17 protein-coding genes are annotated in these 21,676 nt (G+C 62.9%); 12 read left to right on the top strand and 5 right to left on the bottom strand.

The genetic code is table 11. The annotated features are described in order from the left end of the window. Positions 1–280: 280 nt before the first annotated feature. From KI237_RS06085 to KI237_RS06055, 7 genes are all read left to right on the top strand, one after another. On the top strand, positions 281–1,006 hold the full coding sequence (locus KI237_RS06085; protein ID WP_212799211.1) for an RDD family protein: 726 nt from the start codon (positions 281–283) through the stop codon (positions 1,004–1,006). After that, entirely contained in the window at positions 1,003–1,977 is a 975-nt protein-coding gene (locus KI237_RS06080) for a stage II sporulation protein M (protein ID WP_212799210.1), read from the top strand. Before KI237_RS06085 ends, KI237_RS06080 begins: the two co-directional genes overlap by 4 nt. Beyond that, a complete protein-coding gene (locus tag KI237_RS06075) occupies positions 1,964–3,514 on the top strand; it encodes a DUF4129 domain-containing protein (protein ID WP_212799209.1) in 1,551 nt (516 codons plus the stop codon). The genes KI237_RS06080 and KI237_RS06075 overlap by 14 nt, the downstream gene beginning before the upstream one ends. Further along, positions 3,511–4,674 (top strand): DUF4350 domain-containing protein, encoded by a 1,164-nt coding sequence (locus KI237_RS06070; RefSeq protein WP_212799208.1) that lies wholly within the window; start codon positions 3,511–3,513, stop codon positions 4,672–4,674. The genes KI237_RS06075 and KI237_RS06070 overlap by 4 nt, the downstream gene beginning before the upstream one ends. Next, positions 4,671–5,675: an AAA family ATPase gene (locus tag KI237_RS06065; RefSeq protein WP_212799207.1), complete on the top strand. Its 1,005-nt coding sequence runs from the start codon at positions 4,671–4,673 to the stop codon at positions 5,673–5,675. Before KI237_RS06070 ends, KI237_RS06065 begins: the two co-directional genes overlap by 4 nt. Before the next feature lie 169 nt (positions 5,676–5,844). Then, positions 5,845–7,176 (top strand): DUF58 domain-containing protein, encoded by a 1,332-nt coding sequence (locus tag KI237_RS06060; RefSeq protein WP_212799206.1) that lies wholly within the window; start codon positions 5,845–5,847, stop codon positions 7,174–7,176. 341 nt (positions 7,177–7,517) lie between these two features. Beyond that, the gene (locus tag KI237_RS06055; RefSeq protein ID WP_212799205.1) at positions 7,518–7,886 is read left to right on the top strand and encodes a DUF6124 family protein; all 369 of its coding nucleotides are present in this window, start codon (positions 7,518–7,520) and stop codon (positions 7,884–7,886) included. Positions 7,887–8,042: 156 nt separating this feature from the next. On the opposite strand, the gene KI237_RS06050 is transcribed toward KI237_RS06055, so the two are convergent. Next, positions 8,043–8,402, bottom strand: a complete 360-nt coding sequence (locus KI237_RS06050; protein WP_212799204.1) for a PilZ domain-containing protein — start codon at positions 8,400–8,402, stop codon at positions 8,043–8,045. Positions 8,403–8,691: 289 nt separating this feature from the next. Beyond that, positions 8,692–9,066 carry a tetratricopeptide repeat protein gene (locus KI237_RS06045; RefSeq protein ID WP_212799203.1) on the bottom strand — a complete coding sequence of 125 codons (375 nt, stop codon included), beginning with the start codon at positions 9,064–9,066 and terminating at the stop codon, positions 8,692–8,694. Positions 9,067–9,431: 365 nt separating this feature from the next. On the opposite strand from KI237_RS06045, the gene pyk reads away from it, so the two are divergent. Further along, positions 9,432–10,883 carry a pyruvate kinase gene (gene pyk / locus KI237_RS06040; RefSeq protein ID WP_212799202.1) on the top strand — a complete coding sequence of 484 codons (1,452 nt, stop codon included), beginning with the start codon at positions 9,432–9,434 and terminating at the stop codon, positions 10,881–10,883. A gap of 209 nt (positions 10,884–11,092) precedes the next feature. Here pyk and KI237_RS06035 read toward each other — a convergent pair whose 3' ends face one another. The 3 genes from KI237_RS06035 to KI237_RS06025 are packed head-to-tail and all read right to left on the bottom strand — an operon-like array spanning position 11,093 to position 13,905. Next, positions 11,093–11,842, bottom strand: a complete 750-nt coding sequence (locus KI237_RS06035; RefSeq protein WP_212799201.1) for an enoyl-CoA hydratase — start codon at positions 11,840–11,842, stop codon at positions 11,093–11,095. A gap of 28 nt (positions 11,843–11,870) precedes the next feature. Further along, positions 11,871–12,806, bottom strand: a complete 936-nt coding sequence (locus KI237_RS06030) for an iron-sulfur-binding ferredoxin reductase (protein WP_212799200.1) — start codon at positions 12,804–12,806, stop codon at positions 11,871–11,873. Next, complete coding sequence (locus KI237_RS06025; RefSeq protein ID WP_212799199.1) at positions 12,799–13,905, bottom strand: GGDEF domain-containing protein; 1,107 nt, start codon at positions 13,903–13,905, stop codon at positions 12,799–12,801. The genes KI237_RS06030 and KI237_RS06025 overlap by 8 nt, the downstream gene beginning before the upstream one ends. Before the next feature lie 417 nt (positions 13,906–14,322). Between KI237_RS06025 and KI237_RS06020 the strand changes: the two genes are divergently transcribed. The 4 genes from KI237_RS06020 (at position 14,323) to KI237_RS06005 (ending at position 21,541) form a co-directional block, all read left to right on the top strand. Next, positions 14,323–15,846, top strand: a complete 1,524-nt coding sequence (locus KI237_RS06020; protein ID WP_212799198.1) for a fumarate hydratase — start codon at positions 14,323–14,325, stop codon at positions 15,844–15,846. Between the two features lie 856 nt (positions 15,847–16,702). Further along, a complete protein-coding gene (locus KI237_RS06015; RefSeq protein ID WP_212799197.1) occupies positions 16,703–18,469 on the top strand; it encodes a sensor histidine kinase in 1,767 nt (588 codons plus the stop codon). Beyond that, on the top strand, positions 18,462–19,787 hold the full coding sequence (gene mifR, locus KI237_RS06010) for a two-component system response regulator MifR (RefSeq protein ID WP_212799196.1): 1,326 nt from the start codon (positions 18,462–18,464) through the stop codon (positions 19,785–19,787). The genes KI237_RS06015 and mifR overlap by 8 nt, the downstream gene beginning before the upstream one ends. 434 nt (positions 19,788–20,221) lie before the next feature. Continuing rightward, a complete protein-coding gene (locus tag KI237_RS06005) occupies positions 20,222–21,541 on the top strand; it encodes an MFS transporter (protein ID WP_003178505.1) in 1,320 nt (439 codons plus the stop codon). The last annotated feature ends 135 nt before the right edge of the window (positions 21,542–21,676 follow it).

Raw genomic sequence — 21,676 nt, 5'->3', positions numbered from 1 at the left:
ACCTGCCTGCGACCAGCAGTCCTGTAACTTTTGAATGCCAATGCAGGGTGCCCCCATCCTGTGGGAGCTTGCTCGCGATGGCGGTGGGCCAGTTTGCATTGAGGTTGAATGTAACGCCGTCATCGCGAGCAAGCTCGCTCCCACAGGGGATCTGTGTTCGCGCGCTCAATCTCGTTGCAAACCATGAAATGACACACACAGTTGTATCGTTTGCCCGCACGAAGACTGCTAGCATCTGGGCCAAGATTGAACCTTCGGTCTGGCCCATCACAGGTTGCCCATGCTCGAGACACCAGCACTGCAAAGGAACGCGACGCTGCCCGCGCCCTTGGACACGCGCTATCAGGTTGAAACGCCCGAAGGCATCGACCTGCCGCTGCGCCCGGCGGGATTGATGCCGCGTGCTATCGCCTTCGCCATCGACCTGGGCATACGCGGGTTGGTCCTGGGTTTTTTCTTCCTGGTCCTGGCGTTTTTCGGCGAGCTGGGGGTCGGCCTGGGCTCGATCCTGCTGTTTGTCGTCAGTTGGTGGTACATGGTGCTGTTCGAGGTGCTCAACCAGGGGCGCTCTCCCGGCAAACAGATCATGGGACTGCGCGTGGTGCAGGACGACGGCCGGCCCATCGGCTGGTCGGCGTCGTTGATCCGCAACCTCCTGCGTTTCGTCGACATGCTGCCCTTTGGCTACACCTTCGGCGCCATCTGTTGCCTGCAACATCCTGCATTCAAGCGCTTGGGCGACCTCGCGGCCGGCACGCTGGTGGTGTATCGCGAACAACCGGTCAAACGCCCCGCATTGCCAATGGCCCCCCCGATACGAACGCCTTTCACCCTCAGCCTGCATGAACAACGCGCGGTGCTGGGCTTCGCCGAACGCCAGGCAGAACTGTCCCAGGCGCGAGTCAACGAACTGGCTGCCGTCCTGGCCGCACCATTGAACGTCCAGGTGCAGCACGCCGCCGCCGAACTCAATGGCGTCGCCCGTGGCCTGTTGGGGCCAACATGAAGCAAAGCCTGTTCGAAAGCCGTCACCAAGGGGAATGGGCCCATCTGTCCCGGCAACTCGACCAACTGGAGCGCAGCCGCAGCGTGCCCCAGAGCAGCGACTTCCCTGCCACCTACCGACGGCTTTGCCATCACTTGGCACTGGCCCAGGCCCGGGGTTACAGCAGCTTGCTGGTCGACACGCTGCAACAATTGGCGTTGCGCGGTCACCAGCAACTCTACCGGGACCGCAGCCGGCCATCGGTCAGCCTCTCGGCCTTTATCCTGGTCGGCTTCCCCCGACTGGTGCGTGAACAATGGCGATTCGTGCTGGCGGCCAGCCTGATGTTCCTGGGCAGCCTGGTCGGCATCGGGCTGCTGGTCTACCTGTTCCCGGAACTGGTCTACAGCGTGCTCGGCGCCGACGAAATCAGCCAGATCCGCAGCATGTATGACCCGGCGTCCGGGCACCTGGGGCGCTCGATCGAGCGGGCCGCCAGCGAGGACTGGGTCATGTTTGGCTACTACATCATGCACAACATCGGCATTGCCTTTCAGACCTTTGCCAGTGGCTTGATGTTTGGGCTGGGCAGCGCGTTTTTCCTGTTTTTCAATGGCCTGACCATTGGCGCGGTGGCCGGGCACCTGACCCAGATTGGCTCCGGGGGAACGTTCTGGTCGTTCGTGATCGGCCACGGCGCCTTCGAACTCACCGCCATCGCCCTGGCCGGGGCCGCGGGCCTGCAATTGGGCTGGGCCTTGATCGCGCCGGGGCGCCTGACCCGGGGCGAGGCCCTGCGGCTCGCCGCGGGCAAAAGCGTGCTGATGATCGGCGGTGTGATGCTGTTCCTGCTCATTGCCGCGTTCATCGAGGCCTACTGGTCTTCCAGCGCCGTGACGCCCGCCACCAAATACACGGTGGGCACCTTGTTGTGGCTGTTGGTGATCAGTTATCTGTCGCTTGCCGGACGGGTCCGCCATGCGCCTGAGTGATGCCACCGTCGTCATCCGCCCACGCACCACCTGGGAAGCCATGGACCTGGGCGTGCTGATGAGCCAGCAACATCGACGCCTGCTGATGACCAGCTGGGCGATCATCACACTGCCGGTGTACGCGTTGCTGACCGTGCTGCTGTGGGATTCACCTTCGCTGGTGGTCATGCTGTTCTGGTGGTTGAAGCCGGCCTTCGACCGTCTGCCGCTGTACATTCTGTCCAAGGCGCTGTTCGGCGAAACCCCCACCTTGAGGCAAGCCTTGCGCCAGTGGCCGGCGCTGCTCAAGCCCCAGTTGCTGGCCAGCCTGACCTGGCGCAGGCTGAGCCTGAGCCGCAGCTTCCTGATGCCCGTGGTGCAACTCGAGGGGCTTGCCGGTGAGGCACGGACGCAGCGCTTGCGGGTATTGCTGCAACGCAACCACGGCGCAGCGCAATGGTTGACCATCATCGGCGTGCACCTGGAAACCGCCTTGTGGTTCGGCCTGATGGCCCTGTTCTATCTGTTCGTACCGCAACAAGTCGAACTGCAATGGGACTGGGAAACGCTGGTGTCAGCGGCCGAGCAGGACTGGTTGTGGTTCGAACACCTGGTCAACTTCCTCTACCCGCTGCTGCTGATCCTGTGGGAGCCAGTGTATGTCGCCTGCGGTTTCAGCCTCTACCTGAACCGGCGCACGATCCTCGAAGCGTGGGACATCGAGCTGGTGTTCCGGCGCCTGCGCCAGCGCCTGAGTGGCGTGGCCCCGGTGTTGATGCTGCTGGCGTTCATGCTACTGCCGCTGGCGCCCCCGGCGTTCGCCGCCGAGGACAGCAACGGCCCCGACAGCCCGCGGCTGCTCAACCAACCCATCACCAGCGAAGCCTCCCGGGACGGCATCAAGGCGATCCTCGATGCCCCGCCCTTCAAGAATCCCGAGACCGTCACCCGTTATCGTTTCGGCGAAGAAACCGCCAAATCCCCCGAGACCGAAACAGAGACCGAGGCCAAACCGAGCTGGCTCAAGGCCCTGTTCAAGTGGCTCGGCAGCCAACGCTTCGACATCGCCGCGGCATTGATCCAAGTGGTGCTGTGGGCCTGCCTGGTGGGCGCAATCGTCTGGCTGGCCTGGCGTTACCGTGAAAGGTTCAAGGCCCTGGCCAATCGTCGACCGACGCAGCGCCTGCCAGTGGAACGAGCGGCCCCAGCACGCATGTTCGGCCTGGATATTCGCGAAGAGAGCCTGCCCGCCGACGTGGCCGCCAGCGTCGAACAACTGTGGGCCACGCAACCCCGTGAAGCCCTGGGTTTGCTGTACCGGGCGCTGCTCAGCCGATTGCATCACGACTTCAAGATCCCCTTGAAACCAGCCGACACCGAAGGCCAGGTGTTGCAACGCGTCGAACAGCTCGAGCAGGAAAACCTGCTGGGCTTCAGCAAAAGCCTGACCTTGCATTGGCAAAACATTGCCTATGGGCATCGCCCTCCGCCGGCACACTTGCAACAGGAACTGTGTGACGGCTGGCGCGGACTGTTCGGTCCGGGAGCGTCCCGATGAGTCGGCGCGCAGGGTGGCTGATCGGCGCCGTGCTGGTTGCGCTGGTGGGCGCATTGGCCTTCTACCTCTACGCCAAGGCCGTGCCCTACGAGGAAACCATCGAGCACGGCCCCTCCCCGCAAGCCCAGGCCAATCCTTACCTGGCCGCCGAACTTTTCCTGCGCCAGCAGGGTATCAACGTCGAGCACGCCAACAGCCTGAACGTGCTGCCCACCCTGGAGCCTCGCCAGCACAGCCTGCTATTGCTGGGCGAGCGAACCCACATGACGCCACGGGAAGTCGAACAGTTGATGAACTGGACCCGGGCCGGCGGGCGCTTGCTCTTCGTCGCCGAAGCCTTGTGGGACGACAGCACCGGCAGCAGCGGCGACTTGCTGCTCGACCGAGTACGCTTGCGCCAACTGTTGAGCAAGGACCTCAAGGAACCGACACCCGAACTGATCAAGGACCGTTACCCGGAACTGACCAAGCTCTACCTGGAAGACGAAGAGGCACCGGCGTATATCGGCTTTGACACCGACTTCCACCTCGAAGACCCGCATAACCTGGCCCAGGCCTGGGCCAACAGCGCGCTGTCGACCCACATGATGCAGCTGAACCTCGGCCTGGGCTCGATCACCGTAATTACCGACGCCGAGCTGTGGAAGAACGAGAACATCGAGCAGTACGACAACGCCTGGTTGCTCTGGTATTTGAGTGCCGACACGGACGTCACGCTGCTGTACAACACCGACCACGACAACCTGCTGACCCTGCTGCTGCGCTACTTCCCCCAGGCGCTGGTGGCGCTGCTCGCCTTGATTGCCCTGTGGTTCTGGCGTTCGGCGGTGCGTCATGGCCCGCTGCAACAACCGGCCCCCAAGGCGCGGCGCCAGTTGGAAGAGCACGTACAGGCCAGCGCCGGTTTCCACCTGCGTCACAACGGCCAGCAACACGTGTTGCACGCCTTGCAACAAGACCTGCTGCGCCGGGCACGCCATCTTCACCCAGGCTTCGAACAACTGGCCGTCGCCGAACAATGGCAGGTCCTCGCCCGCCTGACCCGGCAACCCACCCGAGCCATCAGCCAGGCCTTGAGCCCACGGCCGAAACAGCGCCTGTCCAGCGCAGAGTTCTGCCGCCAGGTCGCCCATTTGCAAACCCTCAGGAATGCCTTATGACTGAACAGAACGAACCTGTAGACGCCCAGGCCCACGCCGTCCAACAGCGCCAGCGCGCCAGTCAGTTGGCCCAGGCGATCCGCACCGAGTTGCACAAGGCAGTGGTGGGCCAAGGCGCGGTGATCGACGATGTGCTCACGGCGCTGATCGCTGGCGGCCACGTGCTGCTCGAAGGCGTTCCCGGGTTGGGCAAGACCTTGCTGGTGCGGGCCTTGGCCCGCTGTTTCGCCGGCGAGTTCGCGCGCATCCAGTTCACCCCCGACCTGATGCCCAGCGATGTCACCGGGCATGCGGTGTACGACTTGCAGACCGAGCAGTTCAAGCTGCGCAAGGGCCCGGTGTTCACCAACCTGCTGCTGGCCGACGAGATCAACCGCGCACCCGCCAAGACCCAAGCCGCGCTGCTCGAAGCCATGCAGGAACGCCAGGTCACCCTCGAAGGCCGCGCCCTGCCCATCACCCAACCGTTCATGGTGCTCGCCACCCAGAACCCCATCGAACAGGAAGGCACCTACCCGCTGCCGGAAGCCGAGCTCGACCGCTTCATGCTCAAGGTGCGCATGGACTACCCCGACGCCGACCAGGAGCTGGACATGGTGCGTCAAGTCAGCCGCTCGACCCGCGCCGACATGCTCGACGTGCAGCCGTTGCGCACGGTGTTGCAGGCCAAGGACGTGCAGGTGCTGCAACGCATCGCCAGCGACCTGCCGATGGACGACCAGGTGCTCGACTACGCCGTGCGCCTGGCCCGCACCACCCGCAGTTGGCCGGGCTTGACCCTCGGTGCCGGCCCGCGCGCCTCGATTGCCTTGGTCCGGTGCGCCCGGGCACGGGCGTTGTTGCGCGGTGGCGAGTTCGTCGTGCCGGATGACATCAAGGGCTGCGCCCTGGCCGTGCTGCGCCATCGGGTGCGACTGGCGCCGGAGCTGGATATCGAAGGGCTGACGGTGGACCAGGTGCTGGGGCAACTGCTCGATCAAGTGCCGGCGCCGCGGTTGTGAGGGGATTTATGTGGGAGCAAGGCTTGCCCGCGATGAAAGCGATGCAATCCTTCAGGTATAGCGGCGCCTGTTTCGCGAGCAAGCTTTGCTCCCACAGACAAGCTGGGATAAATCCTCTCGCCACAAACAAAACGCTCTGCCCACACTCCCTCGCAAGAGAGATGCACCCATGAAACCCTCGCGCCTGCTCTTGATCTGGCTCACCGTGCTGCTGGCAGCAGGCATTGTGCTGGGCGCGCTACGAGCCTTGGGCGTGGCGGTGCCCTCGACGCTGCAGTCGATCAACTGGGGCTTGCTGCTGGCGCTGTTGGCCCTGGCAATGCTCGACGCGGCGCGCCTCAGGCGCTCGCCCTCGCCCCGGGTGCGGCGGCAGATGCCGGGAAGCCTGGCCCTCGGGCGCTGGAGCGAAGTGCACCTGCAAATCCAGCATGAATTCGCCCAGCCCTTGAGCATTGAAATGTTCGACCATATCCCCCAGGGTCTGGACTTCGAGAACCTGCCCCTGTCGGTCGAGCTTCAACCCGGCCAGCACAGCCAGGTCGGCTACCGCGTGCGCCCGCTCAAGCGCGGTCACTTCGTCTTCGCCCAGTGCGAAACCAGCCTGCCGAGCCCCTTGGGCCTGTGGTCCGACAAGCGTCTGCTGGACGTCGTCGATGAAACCCGTGTCTACCCGGATTTCGCCAGGCTCTACGAAGGCCAATTATTGGCGGTGGACAACTGGCTCAGCCAGCTCGGTATACGCCAGCGTCAACGGCGCGGTCAGGGGCAGGAATTTCATCAACTGCGCGAATTTCGCGAGGGCGACAGCCTGCGCCAGATCGACTGGAAGGCCACCGCCCGCCATCGCACGCCGATTGCCCGGGAATACGAAGACGAACGCGACCAGCAGATCATCTTCCTGCTCGATTGTGGCCGGCGCATGCGCAGCCAGGACGGCGAGCTGTCGCACTTCGACCACGCCCTCAACGCCTGCCTGTTGCTCAGCTACACCGCGCTGCGCCAGGGCGATGCCGTGGGCCTGAGCACCTTCGCCAGCGAACAGCCGCGCCACCTCGCCCCGGTCAAAGGCACCGGCCAACTCAACGTCCTGCTCAACACTGTGTACGACCTCGACAGTAGCCAACGCCCCGCCGACTACCAGGCGGCCGTGACCCAACTGCTGGCCCGGCAAAAACGCCGGGCCCTGGTGGTGCTGGTGACCAACCTGCGGGATGAAGACGACGCGGATCTACTCGCCGCCGTCAAACGACTGGGCCAACAGCATCGGGTGCTGGTGGCCAGCCTGCGGGAAGAGGCCCTCGACCGCTTGCGCCAGGCGCCGGTGCAGACCGTGTCCGAGGCCCTGGCCTACTGCGGGACGGTCGACTATTTGAATGCACGGGCCGAACTGCACAAGCAACTGGCCGCCCACGGCGTGCCGGCCCTGGACTCGCGCCCCAGTGAGCTGGGCGCAGACCTGGTGACCCAATACCTGGCCTGGAAAAAGGCCGGGACCGCCTAGGTCCTACAGCGAGCACGCAAAGGTCCAGGTGACTACAGCGCCTTGCGCAACGGACTACAGATCCGCCAGAATCCGCCGGCTTGTGCACCTTGGCCTTGCCCCGTAACTTGATTCGCGTCGCTGATAGTCAGCGATCGGGTTTAGTCGCCCGGTGGTGAAAACGATGTGCACAAGCGTCATCCAGTCGGGTCCCCCTATCCCCGCACTTGATGGTGGCTGTGCGCAGGGCGCCCTCGGGCGCGCCGGGCTTCGTTTTTCCACCGGTCGACTAACCTGCGTCCAGCCGCCACCCCTCGTTTAGTCGCGAACAGGGTGGCTGCTCCAATCACGGAAAAACGGCTATGTTCAAGCAAACACCAAATCCACCCCACACCGACCCGCAATCCTCGCACGAAACCCTCGACTCCGAAAAGCTCGACGAAGCAGCCCAGAGAGCCCTCGACTACTACCTCAAGCCCAACCACGGCCAGCCCGACAAAAAACCTTACAAACAACCGGACTACTTCATCGTCGCCCCCGACGCCGACCCCGAAGGCATGCTCGCCCACACCTACGAAACCTTCTGTTCGGTAAGCACGCTGATCCTGGATTTATCGGAAGACCTCGAAGGCGCCCCGCGCAACCTGGCCCTGGCGATTCACCAGATGGGCGAGATGGGGGTGTTGTTGCTGGAGAAAATGCTGGATAACGAGGCCAAGGTTCAGCGCTAGAAGAGGTGTGTGAGAAACCTGTGGGAGCGAGCTTGCTCGCGATAGCGGTGGGTCAGCTTGCAGCAATGCTGAATGTACCGCCGCCATCGCGAGCAAGCTCGCTCCCACAAAGCTCGATCCCACAAGGTGGTCTACCCGCCAAAAGGTGCCGCAGGCTCAGGCCGATTCCGGCAACGGATAAAAACTGAAATATTGCTGCAACGCGCTGATCAGTTGCCCGTACTCCGGCGGTGCCCATTTCAGGCTGAAACCGGCGTCGAAATGCTGCGGCGTCACGTCTTCGCGGCACCACAGGCAATTGGCCCTGAGCACAATGTTCTGCTGCGGCCCCTCATCGGCAGGGATTTTCAGGTGCAAGTCAAAGTCCGCGCCGACCATCAACGGCAAATGGCTGATCAGCATCAGGCCATCTGCCGAAACATTGCCCAGGAAACCGATGGGCTTGCCGTTGACACCGTTAAACACTCTCAGAAAACACGGCAACTGCTGCCGCTCGATTCGCCGTTTTTTGTACATGTCTTGTATCGCTTTTTGGAAGACCCCAAACAGGGGCCACCGAATACTTCGGAACGAGCAAACACCCGCTCGCTCTCCCCGATCCCGGTGCCAGACACTCGCAAGCATCTCGGCCCTACTGCTGCCGGTCACAGGTGCCGCTTGAAGTTAGAGATCTAGCTCTAATGTCGATTTGTACAAATATAGCTCAAGGCTGCGTAGCGGCCAGCCCATCCGCAAACCTTTCCTAAACAAAAACGTGCAAGACGCTGCTGGCCAGGGATCGTCCCCGGCCAGGGCTTGGGGGCTGTCAGGACGCCGTCGGGCGTATCGCCGACGCGCTGCGGGTCGGATAATGGCCCAGGCTCTGCAGGGTTTCGAGTCGGGCGCGGGCGCGGAAGGCGTATTCGCTGTTGGGGTATTGCATGATGATGAACTGGTAAGTCTGCGCCGCATCGACAAACAGCTTCTGCCGCTCCAGGCACTGGCCACGCAGCATCGAGACTTCCGGCTGCATATAGCGGCGGGCACGGCTGGCGCGGTCGACCTGAGACAGCTCGAGCATGACCTGCTCGCAGTTGCCGCGGTCATAGGCCTTGTAGGCCAGGTTCATGTGATGGTTCATCGACCAACGGGTGCAGCCCGTGACGCTCAGGGCCAGGGCAACAAAAAACACGAATCGCATGGGAGGTTCTCCTGTCTTGAGTCCTGTATCGACCTGAGCAAGAAATTCTTCAGTATGAAAACTGAGCCGGGCGCTGTCCTGCTGGTTAAAGGGATGATGAGCTGCGAAGCAATAGGATGTGAATGAACTCCTGTGGGAACAAGGCTTGCCCACGATGACGCAATCAAGATCGCCATCGCGAGCAAGCTATGCTCCCACAGATCATCCACCGCACCAGCAAGCTGTACTCCAACGCTCATCCAAGGCGCAAAAATTTTCAGGAATGTTCATTTCGAAAAACAAACGAAAAAGTAGTGCATATGAACAATGACTACACCCAAAGAGCATAGTAGCCTTCGCTGGCGCTTGAACTTGAGGAGTCTTGCATGTCCGTCCGTCGCACCAAAATCGTCGCTACCCTTGGCCCGGCCAGTAATTCGCCGGAAGTTCTCGAACAGCTGATTCTGGCTGGCCTGGACGTTGCCCGTCTGAATTTCTCCCACGGCACCCCCGACGAGCACAAGGCCCGTGCCAAGCTGGTGCGCGACCTCGCCGCCAAGCACGGCCGCTTCGTTGCCCTGCTGGGTGACCTGCAAGGCCCGAAGATCCGCATCGCCAAATTCGCCAACAAGCGCATCGAGCTGAAGATCGGTGACAAGTTCACCTTCTCCACCAGCCATCCGCTGACCGAAGGCAACCAGCAAGTGGTCGGTATCGACTACCCGGACCTGGTCAAGGACTGCGGCGTGGGCGACGAGCTGCTGCTCGACGACGGTCGTGTGGTGATGCGCGTCGAGACCGCCACCGCCACTGAACTCCACTGCGTCGTGACCATCGGCGGCCCGCTGTCGGACCACAAAGGCATCAACCGTCGCGGTGGTGGCCTGACGGCACCGGCCCTGACCGAAAAAGACAAGGCCGACATCAAGCTGGCCGCGGAAATGGAAGTCGACTACCTGGCCGTGTCCTTCCCGCGTGACGCCGCCGACATGGAATACGCCCGTCAACTGCGTGACGAAGCCGGCGGCACTGCCTGGCTGGTGGCCAAGATCGAACGCGCCGAAGCGGTGGCCGACGACGAAACCCTCGACGGCCTGATCAAGGCGTCCGACGCGGTGATGGTGGCCCGTGGCGACCTCGGCGTGGAAATCGGCGATGCCGAGCTGGTGGGCATCCAGAAGAAGATCATTCTGCACGCACGCCGCCACAACAAAGCGGTGATCGTCGCGACCCAGATGATGGAGTCGATGATCCAGAACCCAATGCCGACCCGCGCCGAAGTGTCCGACGTCGCCAACGCCGTACTCGACTACACCGACGCCGTGATGCTTTCGGCTGAAAGCGCCGCCGGCCTGTACCCGCTCGAAGCGGTGCAAGCCATGGCACGTATCTGCATCGGCGCTGAAAAGCACCCGACCAGCAAGACTTCCAGCCACCGCATCGGCAAGACCTTCGAGCGTTGCGACGAGAGCATCGCCCTGGCGACGATGTACACCGCCAACCACTTCCCGGGCGTCAAAGCGATCATCGCCCTGACCGAAAGCGGCTACACGCCGCTGATCATGTCGCGCATCCGCTCTTCGGTGCCGATCTACGCGTTCTCCCCGCACCGCGAAACCCAGGCCCGCGCCGCCATGTTCCGTGGCGTCTACACCGTGCCGTTCGACCCGGCCGCCCTGCAACCGGGCGAAGTCAGCCAGGCGGCGGTGGATGAACTGGTCAAGCGCGGCGTGGTACAGACCGGTGACTGGGTGATCCTGACCAAAGGCGACAGCTACCACACCATCGGCGGCACCAACGGGATGAAAATCCTGCATGTTGGCGACCCGATGGTCTGAGTGACCGAGCGCTGAAAAACAAAAGCCCTGCCATGTGAATGGCGGGGCTTTTTGGTGTTTGCCTTCTGATCAATAGGTTGCCTGGACTGGCCTCATCGCGAGCAAGCTCGCTCCCACAGGAGATCTCTGGTGTCCATGGCTAATGTGTTCAACACTACTCCTTGTGGGAGCGAGCTTGCTCGCGATTGGCCGGGCCAGGCACTACAAAACTAATGCCTGTTGATAAACCCCGACAACGCCTCCAGCGCCTCGGGCGAACGCAACTGCTGGTTGAACAGTTTGCCCTCTTCTTCGATCACCTTGCGCAGCTGTTCGCGGTCCGCTGCCCTCATCAGTTGCTTGCTGATGCGCACGGCTTCAGCCGGTAGCGATTCGAAGCGCAACGCCACTTCCCGAGCCTTGGCCAAGGCCGCCTCGCCACTGTCCAGCGCCTCGGTGGCAATCCCCCAGGCGACGGCTTGTTCACCGCTGAAACCCTCGCCCAACAGCAACAATTGCGCAGCCCTGGCCTGGCCCAGCAGCCGCGGCAGGATCAGGCTGGAGCCAAATTCCGGGCACAACCCCAGGTTGACGAACGGCATGCGCAGCCGCGCGTCCCGGCTGACGTAGACCAGGTCGCAGTGCAGTAGCAACGTGGTACCGATGCCCACCGCCGGCCCGGCCACGGCGGCGATCACCGGCTTGCGGCAATCGAGCAGGCTGAGCATGAACTGGAACACCGGGTTATCGAGATCGTTCGGCGGCTGTTCAAGGAAGTCGATGATGTCGTTGCCAGCGGTGAAGCACTCGCTGGAGCCGGTGAGCAACACGGCGCGAATCTGCGGGACGGTATCGGCTGTGGCCAGGGCTTGGGCCAATCGACTGTACATGGCCCGGGTCAGGGCGTTTTTCTTGTCCGGACGGTTCAAGCGTACGGTCAACAGGCCGCGTTCACGGTCGAGCAGCAGGGTTTCGGTCATGGTTGGTCTCGCGTCTGGGAATCAGCGCTCAACCACGGGGCAGGAAGACGTCGGCCAGCAGTTGATTGCGCGGCAGGCCAACCAGGTACAAGCGCTTGGCAAAGGCCTCGACCCGGTCGGGATGACCGCAGAGTAAGGCCTGGGTTTGCCGTGAAACAAGCCGCAGTTGCGCCAAGGCTGGCGGCGCCTCGGCCGCAGTCAGCAGCTCCACCGAGAGGTTCTGATGCTTGGCGGCCAGCGCCGCCAGGGGTTTGGCCTGGTAATGCCCGGCGGCATCATGGGCCACGTGAATAAGGCGAATCGCGCCTTGGTGATGCTGACGCAAGGCTTCGCGCAAAAGACCGAACAGCGGCGCCAGGCCGGTGCCGGCAGCGAGCAGCCACAGCGGCCTGTCTTGCCAGTCGGGGTCATAATGTAGGGCACCACCGCGCAGTTCGCCGAGGCGGATCGGGTCGCCGACCTTCATCTGCCTGGCCGCATCGATGAATTGGCCGGGCTCGCGGCAATCGAGGTGGAACTCCAGGAATCGGTCTTCCTCGGGCAGGCTCGCCAGGGAATACGGCCGGGCCACGTCGCCGGCCCACAACACCAGATGCTGCCCGGCCCGATACCGCAGCGGCCGCTCGGGGGTGACGCGCAGGCGCAGCACCTCGCCACCGAGCCAATCCACCGCTGCCACGTGGGCGCCCTGACCGTCGCGTTGCGGGTCGAAGGTGTGGATCCGCACATCCTCGACTACCTGGCATTGGCAGGCCAGCCGCCAGCCCTGATCGCGTTGCGCCGGGTTCAAGGCGTCGGGACGACTGTCGCGTACATCGCCGCCCACGCACTGCACCAGGCAGGCGTGGCAACTGCCGGCGCGACAACTGTAGGGCACCGCCACGCCAGCGCCGTTCAACGCGTCCAGCAGGTTACTGCCCGCCGCCACCGTCCATTGTCGACCGGCGACTGTCAGTTCAGGCATCGACGTTCTCCCAAGCGGCAGCGCACCGATTGCGGCCGTCTCGCTTGGCACGGTACAGGGCCTGGTCGGCACGCTGCAATGCGTTGTCCAGGTCATCGCCCATTTCCAGCATCGTCATGCCCGCCGACAAGCTGAGGGCGCCGACCTGCAAACCAATCAGCTCGACTTCGGTGAACGCCAGCCGCAGCCGCTCGCAACAGGCCGTCAGGCGTGAGGGATCGCAAGCAGGCAGCAGCATGACGAATTCCTCGCCGCCATAACGGGCCAATACATCGCCCTCACGCAGGCACGCCGTGGCGACTGCGGCAAATGCCTGCAGCACCTGGTCGCCAGCAGCGTGGCCGTGCAGGTCGTTGATGCGTTTGAAATGGTCGAGGTCGATCAGGGCCAGGCCATGGGCGATGCCGGGCCTGAGGGTGTTGAGTTCGCGCGAAGCGAGGCGCAGGAAGTGCCGGCGATTGAACAGCCCGGTCAGCTCATCGGTGGCCACCAGGTCTTCGAGCTGGCGCATCATCCCGCGCAAGGTGTCCTGGTGCGCCTGCAGGGCAAACCGCCGCTGGCGCATGCGCTGGCGTGAGATCTGGACGTAGCGGGCGTAAAACACCAACCACACCAGCACGAGAAACAGCACGGCCACCTGCAACCCGGCCAAGGTGGGATCGGGAAGCTTGAAGAAGTAACCGTCCCAAAGGGTTATAGCAGTGAAGCTGATGAACACCAGCGACGCGCAGCGCACGAAAGACCGGCGTGACAGGTGAAACAGCCCGAACAGCAGGATCAATACATAGAACACCAGGAACACGCCCCGAGCCTGGTCCAGGTGCGCCATCATCCAGGTCTGCCAGCCCAGGCCGATCAGTACCTGCACTTCGGTGAGGCTGGGGTCGGCGAAGCGCAGGTTACGGTCGGTGATAAACAGCGCGAACAGCCCGGCCTGGCACAGCACCACCAACACGCTGCCGATGATGACACCGCGCAACGAATCGAGGTAATGACCACTGAAAAATGCCAGCCACAACAAAACCAGTGCCAGCGCGTACGTCGCGGCCGCCAAAGCGAAGCGTTTCAGCAAAAGACGTTGAATGGCGTTATGGGTCAATCGTTGACTCACCATGGGAAAGGGAAACTGACAGGAGGCGTCCTACGCTACAGGCCAGACGCCACTTTAGTGGCGTGTAGGACAAATGACCATTCAATTCTGGAGCAGAAAAATGGCGTCAAAGCAATGGCCTAGATTGACGCAGTTGTTTGATGTCTGACAGGGCATCGCCCTGTTGAGCTGTGGGAGCAAAGCTTGCTCGCGATCCAGGCGCCTCGATTCCCTGGGAGACCGCGTTATCTTCATCGCGGGCAAGCCTTGCTCCCACAGGGTGCTCGCCTGCGATATACTGCCGCGCCTTTTTAGCGTCGCGCCAGCATGCCCGGCGTGCCTTGTAGAGGTGCCGCCCGTCGACCGATGCACCCAAGCGGCCGGCACCTTATTGAATGTTCCCGTCTTTAGAGAGGAGCGCGACTCATGACCGTGATCAAGCAAGATGACCTGATACAAAGCGTTGCCGACGCTTTGCAGTTCATTTCCTACTACCACCCCGTGGATTTCATCCAGGCGATGCACGAGGCCTACCTGCGCGAAGAATCGCCGGCAGCCCGTGACTCCATGGCGCAGATCCTGATCAACTCGCGCATGTGCGCCACCGGCCATCGGCCGATCTGCCAGGACACCGGCATCGTGACCGTGTTCGTGCGCGTGGGCATGGACGTGCGCTGGGATGGCGCGACCATGGGCCTGGACGACATGATCAACGAGGGCGTGCGTCGCGCCTACAACCTGCCGGAAAACGTCCTGCGTGCCTCCATCCTCGCCGACCCGGCAGGCGCACGCAAAAACACCAAGGACAACACCCCGGCGGTCATTCACTACTCCATCGTCCCGGGCAACACCGTGGAAGTGGACGTGGCGGCCAAGGGCGGCGGCTCCGAGAACAAGTCGAAGATGGCCATGCTCAACCCGTCCGACTCCATCGTTGACTGGGTGCTGAAAACCGTTCCGACCATGGGTGCCGGCTGGTGCCCACCGGGCATGCTGGGCATCGGCATCGGCGGCACCGCCGAGAAAGCCGCGGTCATGGCCAAGGAAGTGTTGATGGAATCCATCGACATCCACGAGCTCAAGGCTCGCGGCCCGCAGAACCGTATCGAAGAGATGCGCCTGGAGCTTTTCGAGAAGGTCAACCAACTGGGCATCGGCGCCCAGGGCCTGGGTGGCCTGACCACCGTGCTCGACGTGAAGATCATGGACTACCCGACCCACGCCGCCTCCCTGCCGGTGTGCATGATCCCCAACTGCGCCGCCACCCGTCACGCCCACTTCGTGCTCGACGGCAGCGGCCCGGCGTCGCTGGAAGCGCCACCGTTGGACGCCTACCCGGAAATCGTCTGGGAAGCCGGCCCGTCGGCCCGTCGCGTCAATCTCGACACCCTGACCCCGGAAGACGTGCAGAGCTGGAAACCGGGCGAAACCGTGCTGCTCAACGGCAAGATGCTCACCGGCCGCGATGCCGCGCACAAGCGCATGGTCGAGATGCTGAACAAGGGTGAAACCTTGCCGGTGGACCTCAAGGGCCGCTTCATCTACTACGTCGGCCCGGTCGACCCGGTCGGTGACGAAGTCGTCGGCCCAGCCGGCCCGACCACCGCCACGCGGATGGACAAGTTCACCCGTCAGATCCTCGAACAGACAGGCCTGTTGGGCATGATCGGCAAATCCGAGCGCGGCCCGACCGCCATCGAAGCGATCAAGGACAACAAAGCTGTCTACCTGATGGCCGTCGGCGGCGCCGCTTACCTGGTGGCCCAGGCGATCAAGAAATCCAAAGTCCTGGCGTTCGCCGAACTGGGGATGGAAGCGATCTACGAGTTCGAGGTCAAGGACATGCCGGTGACCGTTGCGGTCGATAGCCAAGGCGAGTCGGTGCACATCACCGGTCCCGCCATCTGGCAGAAGAAGATCAGTGACAGCCTGGCGGTAGAAGTGCAGTAACACGCACTTTGACGCGATGAAAAAGGCCGGTGGGCGACAAGCTCACCGGCCTTTTTTTGTGCAGTGATGCCACAGCCAAACCCTGTGGGAGCGAGCTTGCTCGCGAAAGCGGTCTGCCAGTCGACATAAATGCTGAATGACGCACCGCCATCGCGAGCAAGCTCGCTCCCACATTGGATCTTCAGTGAACACAAACTCTGAGGCCACCATCAAGCCCCTGTGGAGCGAGCTTGCTCGCGAAAGCGGTCTGCCAGTCGACATAAATGCTGAATGACGCACCGCCATCGCGAGCAAGCTCGCTCCCACATTGGATCTTCAGTGAACACAAACTCTGAGGCCACCATCAAGCCCCTGTGGAGCGAGCGTGCTTACGAAAGCGGTCTGTCAGTCGACATAAATGCTGAATGACGCACCGCCATCGCGAGCAAGCTCGCTCCCACATTGGATCTTCAGTGAACACAAACTCTGAGGCCACCATCAAGCCCCTGTGGAGCGAGCTTGCTCGCGAAAGCGGTCTGCCAGTCGACATAAATGCTGAATGACGCACCGCCATCGCGAGCAAGCTCGCTCCCACATTGGATCTTCAGTGAACACAAACTCTGGGGCCACCATCAAGCCCCTGTGGAGCGAGCTTGCTTGCGAAAGCGGTCTGCCAGTCGACATAAATGCTGAATGACGCACCGCCATCGCGAGCAAGCTCGCTCCCACATTGGATCTTCAGTGAACACAAACTCTGAGGCCACCATCAAGCCCCTGTGGGAGCGAGCTTGCTCGCGATGGCAGTGGCTCAGCTTGCATCCATGTTGGATCCGCCATGCTATCGTGCCCGCCCGACTTTCCACTGGTTTACGCCAGCATGCTGCCAACTACCCGTACCTTGCGTCTGTCGTTGTACACCTTGCTGATCCTCACTGGCGCGGCAGTTGCCGCCACCCTCGCCGTGCGCCATGCCGAACGCGTGGCCCTGGAAGAAGATGCCAGTCGCGCAAACCAGCAATTGGCGCTGTACGCCACTTCGCTGCACACCCTGATCGAACGCTACCGTGCCCTGCCTGCCGTGCTGGCGCTGGACCCGCAATTGCGCTCGGCCCTCAAAGGGCCAGTCAGCACGGCGCAGCAGGACGCGTTGAACCGCAAGCTGGAACAGATCAACGGCGCCGCCCAGTCGTCCACCCTGGAATTGCTCGACCACACAGGCCTGGCCGTCGCGGCCAGCAACTGGCGCCTGCCCAGCAGCTATGTCGGGCACAACTATGGCTTTCGTCCGTATTTCCTCCAGACCCGCACCCAGGGCACCGGACGTTTTTATGCGGTGGGCGTGACCAGCGGCATCCCGGGGTACTTTCTCTCCAGCGCCGTGACGGACGACAACGGCGAGTTCCTTGGCGCGATGGTGGTGAAGCTGGAGTTTCCGGAGCTGGAGCGTGAATGGCGCCAAGGCAGCGACACCCTGCTGGTCAGCGACGCCCGGAGCATCATCTTCATCGCCAACCGCCCAGGCTGGCGTTATCGCCACTTGCAGCCGCTGAGCGACAGCGACCGCGCCGAGCTCAAGGCCACCCGTCAATACGACAAGCAACCGTTGCAACCGCTGGCCTATGAACCCCTGCGGCGCTTTGACGACAATAGCCATCTGGCCCGGGTCGAGACCCCCGATGGCTCGGCGGACTACCTGTGGGAATCCTTGCCACTGACCACCGAAGGCTGGACGCTGCACTTGCTGCGCCGTCCGCAGATCGCCTTCGAAGACCGTCGCAATGCCGGGCTCGCGGCCGCCGGGTTATGGCTGACGCTGGTGTTCCTGCTGCTGTTTCTCAACCAGCGCTGGCGCCTGGCACGGTTGCGCCAGCGCAGCCGCGAAGAGCTTGAACGGTTGGTCGAAGAGCGCACCCGGGATCTGCGCACGGCCCAGGACGGGCTGGTGCAATCGGCCAAGCTGGCGGCACTGGGACAAATGTCGGCGGCACTGGCTCATGAAATCAACCAGCCCTTGACCGCCCAACGCATGCAATTGGCGACCCTGCGCTTGCTGCTCGATCACGGTCGGGTCGATGACGCCTACAAGGCCCTCAAGCCGGTGGACGACATGCTGACGCGCATGGCCGCCCTCACCGGCCACCTGAAGACGTTTGCCCGCAAAAGCCCCAGCGGCCTGCGTGAACGCCTGGACCTGGCGGCGGTGGTGGACCAGGCGCTGCAATTGCTGGACACGCGCCTGCGCGACGAGCAGATCAGCACCGTGCTGCACCTGACCCGCCCGGCGTGGGTACGCGGCGACGCGATCCGCCTCGAACAGGTGTTGATCAACCTGCTGCGCAACGCCCTCGACGCCATGGCCGACCAACCCATCAAGCGCCTGGAAGTACGCCTGCAGGCCGATGAACAATTGTGGCGCCTGACCGTCAGCGACAGCGGCACCGGGATCGCCGAGGAACATCTGGCCCAGGTGTTCGATCCGTTTTTCACCACCAAGGCGGTGGGCGACGGCCTGGGCCTGGGGCTGGCGGTTTCGTTTGCGATCATTCATGAATCCGGTGGACGACTGACGGCGGACAACCATGAGAACGGCGCGGTATTCTGCGTGACCTTGCCCATTGATCAGGAGACGCAACTGCATGCTTGATTCAGTCATGGTCGTTGATGACGAAGGCAGCATTCGCAGTGCCGTCGAGCAGTGGTTGAGCCTGTCGGGGTTTCAGGTGCAGTTGTTCAGCCGCGCCGACGAATGCCTGGCCCGGTTGCCGGACCATTTCCCCGGGGTGATCCTCAGCGACGTGCGCATGCCCGGCCTCAGCGGCCTGGAACTGTTGGCCGAAGTGCGCCGCCGCGATCCGGACCTGCCGGTGATTCTGTTGACCGGCCACGGTGACGTGCCGATGGCCGTGGAGGCCATGCGCGACGGTGCCTACGACTTCCTGGAAAAACCTTTCAGCCCCGAAGCCCTGCTCGGCAGCCTGCGCCGGGCCCTGGACAAGCGCACCCTGGTCCTGGAGAACCGTCGCCTGCATGAACAGGCCGACGCTCGGGCCCGCCTCGATGGAACGCTGCTGGGCGTATCGCGGGCACTGCAAAACCTGCGGCGCCAGGTGCTGGACTTGGCAGCACTGCCGGTCAACGTGTTGATCCGCGGCGAAACCGGCAGCGGCAAGGAACTGGTCGCCCGTTGCCTGCACGACTTTGGCCCGAGGGCGAGCAAACCCTTCGTCGCGTTGAACTGCGCGGCCATTCCCGAAGCGCTGTTCGAGGCGGAGCTGTTCGGCCATGAAAGCGGCGCCTTCACCGGCGCCCAGGGCAAGCGCATCGGCAAGCTCGAATACGCCGACGGCGGCACGCTGTTTCTCGACGAAATCGAGAGCATGCCCCTGGCCCAGCAGGTCAAGTTGCTGCGGGTATTGCAGGAACAGAAGCTCGAACGCCTGGGCTCCAACCAGAGCATCCAAGTGGACCTGCGCATCATCGCCGCCACCAAGCCCGACCTGCTGGACGAAGCCCGGGCCGGGCGTTTTCGCGAAGACCTGGCCTATCGCCTGAACATCGCCGAGCTGCGCCTGCCGCCACTGCGGGAGCGGCGCGAGGACATTCCCTTGCTGTTCGAGCACTTCACCCACAACGCCGCCGAACGCCTGGGCCGCGCCGCCGCGCCCCTGAGCGGCCCGCAGTTGAGCCACCTGCTCAGCCACGATTGGCCGGGCAACGTGCGCGAACTGGCCAATGTCGCCGAACGCCAGGTGTTGGGACTGGATCAACCGCACGCCCTGGACACCGAGCCCGGCCAGTCCCTCGCCGCCCAACAGGAAGCCTTCGAAGCCCAATGCCTGCGCGCCGCCCTCACCCGCCACAAAGGCGACGTGAAGGCCGTGCTCGAAGAACTGCAACTGCCGCGCCGCACCTTCAATGAAAAGATGCAGCGGCATGGGTTGAGTCGGGAGATGTTTCTGTAAGGCCGCTGGATTCGCTGTGCCTGGACTGACGCCATCGCGAGCAAGCTCAGATCCCACATGGGATTTTTGGTGGACGCCAGACTTGTGGACATACGAGTGCCAATGTGGGAGCAAGGCTTGCCCGCGATGGCATCGATAGTGAGTTGGCTGATACACCGCTTTCGCGAGCAAGCTCGCTCCCACAGGGTCATGTGTGCACCGGACAAAATGTGGGAGCGAGCTTGCTCGCGATGAGACCGGCACAAACAACGCATCCATCCCAAGCATAAGCGGATTCCCGCCGACACCCCCAGCCATAGCGAGCGGTTTTCCGCTCATCCAGCGCCGAGCCCCCTCTAAACCGGCCTTCTGCCACCTGGCACAGCTCCTGCTATAGCCCTGTCAGGCTGCGTTCCCACGCGCTCCACAAAAACAATTAAACGAAGGATCCTTCAATGGACAACTCCAACGCCCTGCCCATTGGGTCGGCTGCCGTGCCCGCCCGTGAAAGAACCACCGCCAGCCGGATCAAATCGATCTTCAGCGGCTCGGTCGGCAACATGGTCGAGTGGTATGACTGGTACGTCTACGCCGCATTCTCGTTGTACTTCGCCAAAGTCTTCTTCCCCAAGGGCGACACCACCGCCCAATTGCTCAACACCGCCGCGATCTTCGCCGTGGGCTTCCTGATGCGCCCGATCGGCGGGTGGTTGATGGGCTTGTACGCCGACCGCGCCGGTCGCAAACGGGCGTTGATGGCTTCGGTGTACTTGATGTGCTTCGGCTCGCTGATCATCGCCTTGAGCCCGAGCTACGAAACCATCGGCGTCGGCGCGCCGATCCTGTTGGTGTTTGCCCGTCTGCTCCAAGGCCTGTCGGTCGGTGGCGAGTACGGCACCTCGGCGACCTACCTGAGCGAGATGGCGACCAAGGAACGCCGCGGCTTCTTCTCCAGCTTCCAGTACGTGACCCTGATCTCCGGCCAGCTCATCGCCCTGGGCGTGCTGATCGTGCTGCAACAGTTCCTCACCACCGAGCAGCTGTACGCCTGGGGCTGGCGCATCCCGTTTGCCATCGGCGCGCTGTGTGCCGTCGTGGCGCTGTACCTGCGACGCGGCATGGAAGAAACCGAGTCGTTCACCAAGAAGGAAAAGTCCAAGGAAAGCGCCATGCGCACCTTGATGCGCCATCCCAAGGAACTGATGACCGTGGTCGGCCTGACCATGGGCGGCACGCTGGCGTTCTACACCTACACCACTTATATGCAGAAATACCTGGTGAACACCGTCGGCATGAGCATCTCCGACTCCACCACCATTTCCGCCGCCACGCTGTTCCTGTTCATGTGCCTGCAACCGGTGATCGGCGGGCTGTCGGACAAGATTGGTCGCCGGCCGATCCTGATTGCCTTCGGCATCCTGGGCACCCTGTGCACCGTGCCGATCCTCACCACCCTGCACACCATCCAGACCTGGTGGGGCGCGTTCTTCCTGATCATGGCCGCGCTGATCATTGTCAGCGGCTACACCTCGATCAACGCCGTGGTCAAAGCCGAGTTGTTCCCCACCGAAATCCGCGCCCTGGGCGTCGGCCTGCCGTACGCACTGACCGTATCGATCTTCGGTGGCACCGCCGAATACATCGCGCTGTGGTTCAAGAGCATCGGCATGGAAACGGGCTACTACTGGTACGTGACGGCGTGCATCGCCGTGTCGCTGCTGGTGTACATCACCATGAAGGACACCCGCAAACATTCGCGGATTGTGACGGACTGATCGGTACTTCCACAGTCGATACCCATTGACTGTAGTGGCCTCATCGCGAGCAAGCTCGCTCCCACAGGATTTGCGCTAGCCTGTGGGAGCAGGCTTGAACCCAGGGATTCGCACTAGCCTGTGGGAGCAGGCTTG

Source organism: Pseudomonas sp. St316, from assembly GCF_018325905.1.
Taxonomy (GTDB): Bacteria; Pseudomonadota; Gammaproteobacteria; order Pseudomonadales; family Pseudomonadaceae; genus Aquipseudomonas.
The sequence above is the reverse complement of the archived record's forward strand: the minus strand, read 5'-3'. Positions and strand labels throughout refer to the sequence as shown.